Below are 8,199 nucleotides of genomic sequence, written 5' to 3'. Positions count from 1 at the left end.
ACTAAGTATGGGTCTTAGTCAGCTATTCGAAAACACAAAAGACAAGGTCTTTGCGCTAGCCAATCTGGCCAAATGGCATGAGAAAGTAAGGCAAACAGGTTTCAAGTCCTTCAATACCATTGCAAAGTCGATACAGAACCATTACCAAACTATATTAAATTACTTTGATCGTAGATCTACGAATGCTTCAGCGGAATCTTTTAATGCAAAGATAAAGGCACTCAGATCGCAATTTAGAGGGGTAAAAAATATTGAATTCTTCCTTTTCAGGCTAACCCAGTTGTATGCATAAAATCGAAAAAAAGTATCAGTGCTCCACAAGTTTTGGGATTGATCCAGATCCACCTCAACTGTCTTCGAAATTTCGACATATTCACAAGGCCCTTACAGGATCGTTAGAAGGTCCCTGGGATATTGGAAGGATCATCCAACCATTATCCAACCACCTTCCAATCATTGTGAAAACCTATACTCAATACGACAGCACCTCGAGAGGAGCTCGAACACCGCAGCTCGCTCAATCTTAAAGAAAAACTAGCATTTTCTTCAGTTCATTGAAAAAAATAAACATAAATGTTGTAATTATCCGGTGTTTTCATAATTTCGCCAAAATTTTTAAACTGTGCTCCTCCCTTAAAATGGAGCTACAGAAGAAGGATAGTTAACGCTTTACAAATTACGCTTATCTCATTTACTTAATGCTCTCAAACTCATTTTGCCCACAGGAAGCCTTCGGGATTCTCCTTAATAGGTTATCCTATTTTTTCCAGAAAACACAACTACCCATTCTTAACCGCAGTATAAAAATTACCCTTTTCAACTTACCCTGAAACCATCTGCATAAGTTATTTTTCTTAACCTGAACACCGCAAACTATAGAATTAACTTCCTAAGGAAATCTATTGTTGCAGCTATTTTCGCAAAAAAATCACACCAATATTTAACACTAATTATTAAATCTTACCCAACACTTATCATGAATTGTAAATCAATTTTTTACTTATTAGCATTAACAGTAGTAACCTTCTCTTCCTGTGAGAAAAATGCAGACACCAAAGGAGATACCGGTGAACAAGGCATTGCAGGAGCTCCTGGAGCCAACGGTAGCGCTATTTTATCTGGAACAGGCATACCAGCAACAACTTTAGGAAAAGACGGAGACTACTACATCGACAAAACAACCAGTATTTTTTACGGTCCAAAAGCAGGTTCTGCCTGGAATACCTCTGTTAGTTTAAAAGGACAAACCGGAGCTAATGGATCAAATGGTACTAACGGATCAAACGGTGCCAACGGTGCAGATGGAACTAATGGATCAAATGGCGCTAACGGATCAAACGGCACCAATGGTTCTACCATTTTAAATGGAACAAATGCACCAGATCTATCTTTAGGAAACATCGGTGATTTCTACATCAACACCGCCACCGCAGATTTTTATGGACCTAAAACGGCTGGCACCTGGGGAAGATCTATAAGCCTTAGAGGCCCTCAAGGTGACTCTGGTAGCGGAAACAACTTCAATATTTCCTTTTACAGATTTCAAGGGTTTCCTGAAGTAATTATAGTTCCTGGTGTCAACCCTGGTCTTTTCCAATGGAACTGCAAATTAAGACTTACACCAGCCAATTACATCCTGGACAATGACTATGGACTTGTATTAGTTTACCTAAGAAATATTACTGACCCGCAAAGTAGCTGGTCCTCATATATTGATGAACCTGGCTTTGTGATTAACTCCAGCAACAAAAACGATCACATCCTAATTAAGGGTGAATTTGACAGCGCCGACCCTAATCACTTTATCTTTGTAATGGGTTACAGATTTGACGTTAAAGTAGTCACCATCCCTGCATCCTTAACAAAGTCTATGTCCGCCAATCACATCGATACAAAAAATATAAAGGCAGTGGAAAACTTCCTGAATCTAAATATTAAATAAATACCTTTTAAAAATTGTAAAAAACCCTTTCTCCAATACAATTGGAGAAAGGGTTTCATGCGTTAATAACAACTGTTTTTAATGTTAGTTAACATCCAAAACAGTTATCCACATTTCAGTGAAAACAAAAAAATCACTAACCACTATTAATCAATAAAATAAACCGAAAATATCGCTCGAAATCTATGTGGATAAGTATGTGCATAAGCCGTTAGTAAACTATTGATAACATGTTTATAAGCTAAGAAACTGCTGTTAATAAAGTAACTCAAACTCTTTTAGCACCTTTTCCACACCATTTACTATAATTGACAACTGCTGTATCCCAGGATAAAACTTCCTCGTAGTAATCAATTTAAAACTCTGCTTTCTGGACACCTTCACTTCTTCCTTAGCAGCATAACTTTTTTCACTGATTTTAAAAACCTTTTTAGACCAGCTGCCATTTTGCCTTTTGTAATACAGTCCATATTCCAATCTGATGGTTTGTGTTTCCTGAAGTGCATTAAATAGATCAAATGAAAAATGCAGGTCTCCACCTATCTGCGTAACCGGTGTCGAGATTTGAAAATTACCCACATGAACATGTTCGCTGTCCAAACCATAGTGCTTTAAGATCTCGACATGACCTTGCTTTAATAAAGTCCGACAACCGTGTTTAATGATTGCATCAGTTTCCTTATGCTTTCCTTTCCACTGCTTTGCGATTTCAATTACCAATGCCGGATGATCCTTAGCAATATCATTAAGGTGATTTGCGACACTTCGCCTGACCCATTCTGAAGGATCATTTTTCAGATTTTCCAATAAAGGTAAAACTGGCCTGGGGTCTCTTTTTAATTCCGGTAATGCCATGGCCCAAGGCAATCTTGGTCTTGTTCCTTCCGTGGCAAGCCTCCTTACTTTATGATTTTCATGTAAAGACCATGCGGTCATCTGAGACAACATCCGTTCGCCATACTTCAACATAAAAGGCCTTACCGCAAATTCACAGCTCACAAACTGTGTTAAATAAACGATGGCTCTCATTGAGTTTTCAAAATCATCAATGCCATAAGTTTCAATATAGTCAGGAAGAAACATATAAGCCAGGCTATCTTCCCCTTGTCGGGCCACACGAAGTGCCTGAACAACTTCAACAAGCAGATCTACTCTTTCCCCATAATCTGCAGGGAGAAACTGATGAAGCACCTTTGCCGTATGCCTCATTCTTGCTTTCAGCTCTTTATTCTCAAAGTCCTCATCAAAGATTTCCATCATGAATTTCTTGTGATCAAAAGAAGGAAGGGTTTGTATCAGTACTTCCGACAGCCCTTGATAAAATACCGGAGAATATATGTTTTTAAGTAGACTACTCATAAAAGGCTATTTCAATTGATAAGCCATCACCGTCTTTTTGTAAAACGTAGGGATAAAAACGACCTTTTTTACCGGGTCATAGCCAATATCGGCCGTATTTTTCTTTTCTAAATGGGTATCCAACAAGACCTCACATTTTCCATCTGCAGTTACATAATAGACATATCCTCCCCAGCTAGAGCAAATAAAATCACCATTACCCACTGGTTCCAATCCATCACCTGGAGCAGGCAACAACGCAATTTGCGTTATCTTTTTGTTTGCGTCGGCCTTCAAAAATTGCTTACCAGCCAGAATATACAAGTCATTTTTAATTGCTTTTAATCCATTCACTCCAGACAGACTATCCAAATACAGCGTAGGAACATTATTCTCGATCTTAAAGATTTTTTTGATTCTGGTATCAGACACATATACAATCCCTTGATCACTCACAGTGATGTCATTCAAGAATTTTGTGTTTTCAATGGGAATTTTACGGATCACTTTCCCCTTAGCAATGTCTATCACAACTACCTCCGTCAAATCCGCAGCATACAATAAGTTGCCAAATTTTGCCAGGCCTTTGGGCGCGTTCAATCCAGTCACCCAGTCCAGGTTAATTACTTTTCCATTCGGTTGCATCTTCCCTATTCCTCCAATCCCATCTTTCTCATCCGGTCCATTCCCCATGATAGAAACAAACAAAATATTGGCCTTAGGATCGTGTAAAACTGATTCAGGCATATTAACAACGCTATCAGTTTCCCAGAGTTTCACCAACTGTTTCTGTGCTTTTAAAGAGATGGACAAAAAGGCCAAAGAGATTAGGAGGAAATATTTTTTCATGTTTATGTGTTGTTTAATGAATTGAACGACTGCAATTAAATAATTCAGGTATTAAAATTACTGTCTCAAGTTAGCAAATTAATAAACTATATGATCATAATTGATCGATTATCATCATAAACAGCTAAAAATAAGGTCATCAGGAAAAAGAGGCGTTTTTCAGAACTCGAATAAAAGTTAACTTTAAAATAGCGAGAGAAAGAAAAACTCAACCTGCAAAATTTCAATTCCGAACCAAACCAAAATAAACCACAGAAACACTATGCACAATCGCGTTTCCCCAGGCCGTTTAACCAGCCTTATCTTCTCGTTATTCTTTTGTGGGGCTACCAGCTTATATGCCCAATCCAAATCAGCCGATTTGAAAAACTGGCCTAAAGGCAGTTCTCCTAAGGAAATCGGCGGCAGGGTTGCCGCTCGGTTTGTAGCCATTCCACACACCAACTTCAATAAACCAGGGCCTCCAAAAGTAATCACCTACCCAGAGTCTGTTGCCTGGTATGGCGCATTAACTTTCGCAAAATCCATTGGAGACAAATCTTTGGTCAAGCAATTGGCAGATCGATTTGAGCCTTTTTTTGGAGCAGAGGCGAAAATGATTCCTGTGCCTGATCATGTGGATTATTGTGTATTTGGCGCCGTTCCTTTAGAATTATACAAACAGACAAAAGATAAGAAATACCTGGATATGGGGCTCTCCATTGCCGATAAGCAATGGGGACCACCAGAAGGACCAAGGGTAAAGCCGGAGTCCCATGACTTCTACAGCAAAGGATATACCTGGCAAACCAGACTTTGGATCGACGATATGTACATGATCACTGCCTTGCAAGCTCAAGCTTACCGCAGTACCGGAGATCAGAAATACATCGACCGCGCAGCCAAAGAAATGGTGTTTTATCTGGATGAACTTCAAAAAGCAAATGGCTTATTTTACCATGCGCCAGATGTTCCTTATTACTGGGGAAGAGGCGACGGCTGGATGGCGGCAGGTATGGCTGAATTACTAAGCTCTTTACCTAAACAGCATCCCAATAGAGCGAGAATCATGAAAGGATATCAAGACATGATGGCCTCCCTACTTAAATACCAAGGTAAAAATGGGATGTGGAATCAGTTGATTGATGATCCTGAAGCCTGGCCGGAAACTTCGGCAACAGGAATGTTTACTTTCGCTATGATTACAGGTGTTAAACACGGATGGCTAGATCAGGAAATCTATGGCCAGGCCGCTAGAAAGGGCTGGTTGGGATTGATCAGCTATATTAATTCCGATGCGGATGTTACGGATGTGTGTGAAGGAACCAACAAAAAGAACGACCGTCAATATTATCTGGACAGAAAACGAAACACCGGAGATCTGCATGGACAGGCACCTATTTTATGGTGCGCCACAGCATTACTCAGCAAATAAAACTTAGGAGCAAAAAGCTCAACAACGCTACTTTTTGACTTTATTAAAGATTTCATCAAAGAATTGGGGGTGTTTTCCTAAAAAAACACCCCCAAACCTCTCTTTTCATTAGAAAAACAGTTATCAAAAGAATAAATTAGAGTTAATTAGTTTTTTTTATATGTTTATTTGCAGTAATAAACCAACCTAAACCTAATTTACTTTGTTATACGGCAGGAGGCAGCTATTGCTTTTCCATATCGTATCATTTAAACTGACCATCCTTTGAAGAAGCAAATCGCCTATATTACCATCATGCGTCCGGCCAACTTGGTTGCCTCTGTTGCAGATGTACTTGCGGGGATTGCTATTTCAGGATACTTTTTAACCACTGCATTCGACTTCGAACACCTCCTCCCTATTTTGCTACTTTGCATTTCCACCCTCGGACTTTATAGCGGTGGTGTGATCTTTAATGATGTATTTGATGCAGAAAAAGACAAAAAAGAACGTCCAGGACGCCCGATACCAAGTGGTGCAATTGCACAAAAAGATGCTGCAGTATTTGGAGGGATCTGTTTTACAGTAGGCGTTGTTGCAGCAGCGGCAGTAAACCTGACTTCTCTTGTACTTGCCTTAATGATTCTGATTGCAGCTTTAACGTATGACAAATGGTCGAAACACTTCACCATTATAGGACCGATAAACATGGGCTTGTGCAGAGGCTTAAACCTGCTTTTAGGGGTAAGCATTTTTTCCAGAACTCCGGAAATATGGTGGCTGGTGATTGCCATTATCCCAATTGCTTACATTGCTTCTCTCACCATAATCAATAGAAGGAAAGGAAATGATAAAAGTAAAACCTCGTTGTATCTTGCGGCGTTTTTATATGCTTTCGTGATTGCCTGTATTCTGTTTATCGCGAATAGCAAAGGTTTTTTCCTAATGACCATTCTGTTTATCATTCCTTTTTACCTGATGATCTTCACGCCATTATTCAAAGCATTGGACAATCCTATTGGAGAGAATATCAACAAGTCAGTAAAGGCGGGAATAATTGCCCTGATCTTACTCAATGCTGCATGGGCCAGCGCTTTTGGCATCTGGTATATCGCATTGATCATCCTGCTATTACTCCCTTTATCCTTATGGCTGAATAAAAACTTTACCGTTAATTAACCGGTACTAGTTTGTAAATGATCCCCGGAGATTCTACAGCAATGTAGATATAACCATCTGGTGCCATTCTTACATCTCTTAATCTGCCGATATTTTTGAAAAGAATCTCTTCTTTAGTCACCTTATTATCTTTTAGCACACTTCTGTTTAGGTACTGAAAGCGCAAAGAACCAGTCAACAGGTCTCCTTCCCATCCTTTATAACGGTTTCCAGTAACGAAAGCCATTCCGCTTGGGCCGATAGAGGGAATCCAATAATGTACTGGTGGAGTGATCCCTTCTTTTTCAGAGACATCGCTAATCACTTTACCATTGTAATTGATACCGTAGGTGGCGATTGGCCAGCCATAGTTCTTACCTGGCTGCACGATATTAATCTCATCACCTCCTCTTGGCCCATGCTCATTTTCCCAAATTGCACCGGTTTGTGGGTGGATGGTCATTCCCTGTGGGTTTCTATTTCCATAAGTATAGATGGAAGTTGATGCAGCTTCAGTTTTCACAAAAGGATTATCCGATGGAATGCTGCCATCTGTTTTAATCCTGTGAATCTTACCCAAGTCATTTCCTTTGATCTCCTGAGGATTTTCCTTTTCATTTCCACGCTCTCCAACAGAGATATATAGATACCCATCTTTACCGAAAGCAAGTCTGGAGCCATAATGGTGCTGGGTGCGCGACCATGGTTTTGCTACAAAAATATCCGCTTGATCGGTCAGCTGATTGCCTTCCAATTTTGCTTTTAATACCGCTGTTGTTGCCAATACCACACCATTTTCTGTTTTAGGTTTAGAATAAGACAGGTAGATGGTTTTGTTTTTAGCGAAGTTCGGATCCAATACCACATCCATCAATCCACCTTGTCCTTTATTTAAAAGTGCAGGTACACCGTTGATGGCTTGCAAGGATTTATCTTTTCCGACGCGGTAAAGTTTGCCGGTACGATCGGTAACCAACAGCTCCTGGCCAGGCAAAAAGGCCATTCCCCAAGGCACATCCATTCCTTTTGCTACCGTATCCAGACGAATGGTCATGGTTTCTGTTTTAAAAATATTGCTGGTAGGCTTATCTGAAGCCGCGTAACGGTCCACATTTTTGATACCTTTTATAATATAATCGGCAAGTTCTTTAATCTCAACATCGTTAAATGCAGAATCGAAGGAAGGCATTCCTTCATTGGCATAACCATGTTTTATCGCCTTCACCAAGTCTTCTTTTTTGTTTCCGTGTTTCCATTGTCGGTCCACAAAGGCATCCATCTTCTCCCCATGGCAACCGCCACAAAAATTGCGATAGTTTAAGGCCGCCTTTTCTTCCATTAGACGATGATCGGCAAAGCTTGCTTTCTGTAATGCTTTTACCGGAGTCTTGAGCTGAGGCGTATCATCAAAGCTCATTAAGGTGGTCAACACGCCCCCAAGAACGAGTGCGCTGCCAAGATACTTTATCATATTAAAATTCGGTTTAGGGTGTTTGGACACGTAAAATACGTATAAATC

7 protein-coding genes are annotated in these 8,199 nt (G+C 40.0%); 4 read left to right on the top strand and 3 right to left on the bottom strand.

The genetic code is table 11. From position 1 onward, the window contains the following. A partial coding sequence (locus tag GM920_RS20095) for a transposase (RefSeq protein WP_182960828.1) occupies positions 1-292 on the top strand: 292 nt, incomplete at its 5' end. Between the two features lie 684 nt (positions 293-976). Continuing rightward, positions 977-1,942, top strand: a complete 966-nt coding sequence (locus GM920_RS20090; protein ID WP_182960826.1) for a collagen-like protein — start codon at positions 977-979, stop codon at positions 1,940-1,942. Positions 1,943-2,197: 255 nt separating this feature from the next. Here GM920_RS20090 and GM920_RS20085 read toward each other — a convergent pair whose 3' ends face one another. Beyond that, entirely contained in the window at positions 2,198-3,301 is a 1,104-nt protein-coding gene (locus GM920_RS20085) for a DNA alkylation repair protein (RefSeq protein WP_182960824.1), read from the bottom strand. Positions 3,302-3,307: 6 nt separating this feature from the next. Continuing rightward, positions 3,308-4,129, bottom strand: a complete 822-nt coding sequence (locus tag GM920_RS20080; protein WP_182960822.1) for an SMP-30/gluconolactonase/LRE family protein — start codon at positions 4,127-4,129, stop codon at positions 3,308-3,310. A 262-nt stretch (positions 4,130-4,391) separates the two neighbouring features. Between GM920_RS20080 and GM920_RS20075 the strand changes: the two genes are divergently transcribed. Together GM920_RS20075 and eboC are read left to right on the top strand one after the other, a co-directional pair. Continuing rightward, complete coding sequence (locus GM920_RS20075; RefSeq protein ID WP_182960820.1) at positions 4,392-5,543, top strand: glycoside hydrolase family 88/105 protein; 1,152 nt, start codon at positions 4,392-4,394, stop codon at positions 5,541-5,543. Between the two features lie 264 nt (positions 5,544-5,807). Beyond that, positions 5,808-6,701 (top strand): UbiA-like protein EboC, encoded by an 894-nt coding sequence (gene eboC / locus GM920_RS20070; RefSeq protein ID WP_235964594.1) that lies wholly within the window; start codon positions 5,808-5,810, stop codon positions 6,699-6,701. On the opposite strand, the gene GM920_RS20065 is transcribed toward eboC, so the two are convergent. Beyond that, the gene (locus tag GM920_RS20065) at positions 6,694-8,151 is read right to left on the bottom strand and encodes a PQQ-dependent sugar dehydrogenase (protein ID WP_182960818.1); all 1,458 of its coding nucleotides are present in this window, start codon (positions 8,149-8,151) and stop codon (positions 6,694-6,696) included. The genes eboC and GM920_RS20065 overlap by 8 nt on opposite strands. Positions 8,152-8,199 lie beyond the last annotated feature (48 nt).

It is taken from the genome of Pedobacter gandavensis, assembly GCF_014172405.1.
Taxonomy (GTDB): domain Bacteria; phylum Bacteroidota; class Bacteroidia; order Sphingobacteriales; family Sphingobacteriaceae; genus Pedobacter; species Pedobacter gandavensis.
This window is presented reverse-complemented; position numbering and strand designations above follow the sequence as displayed.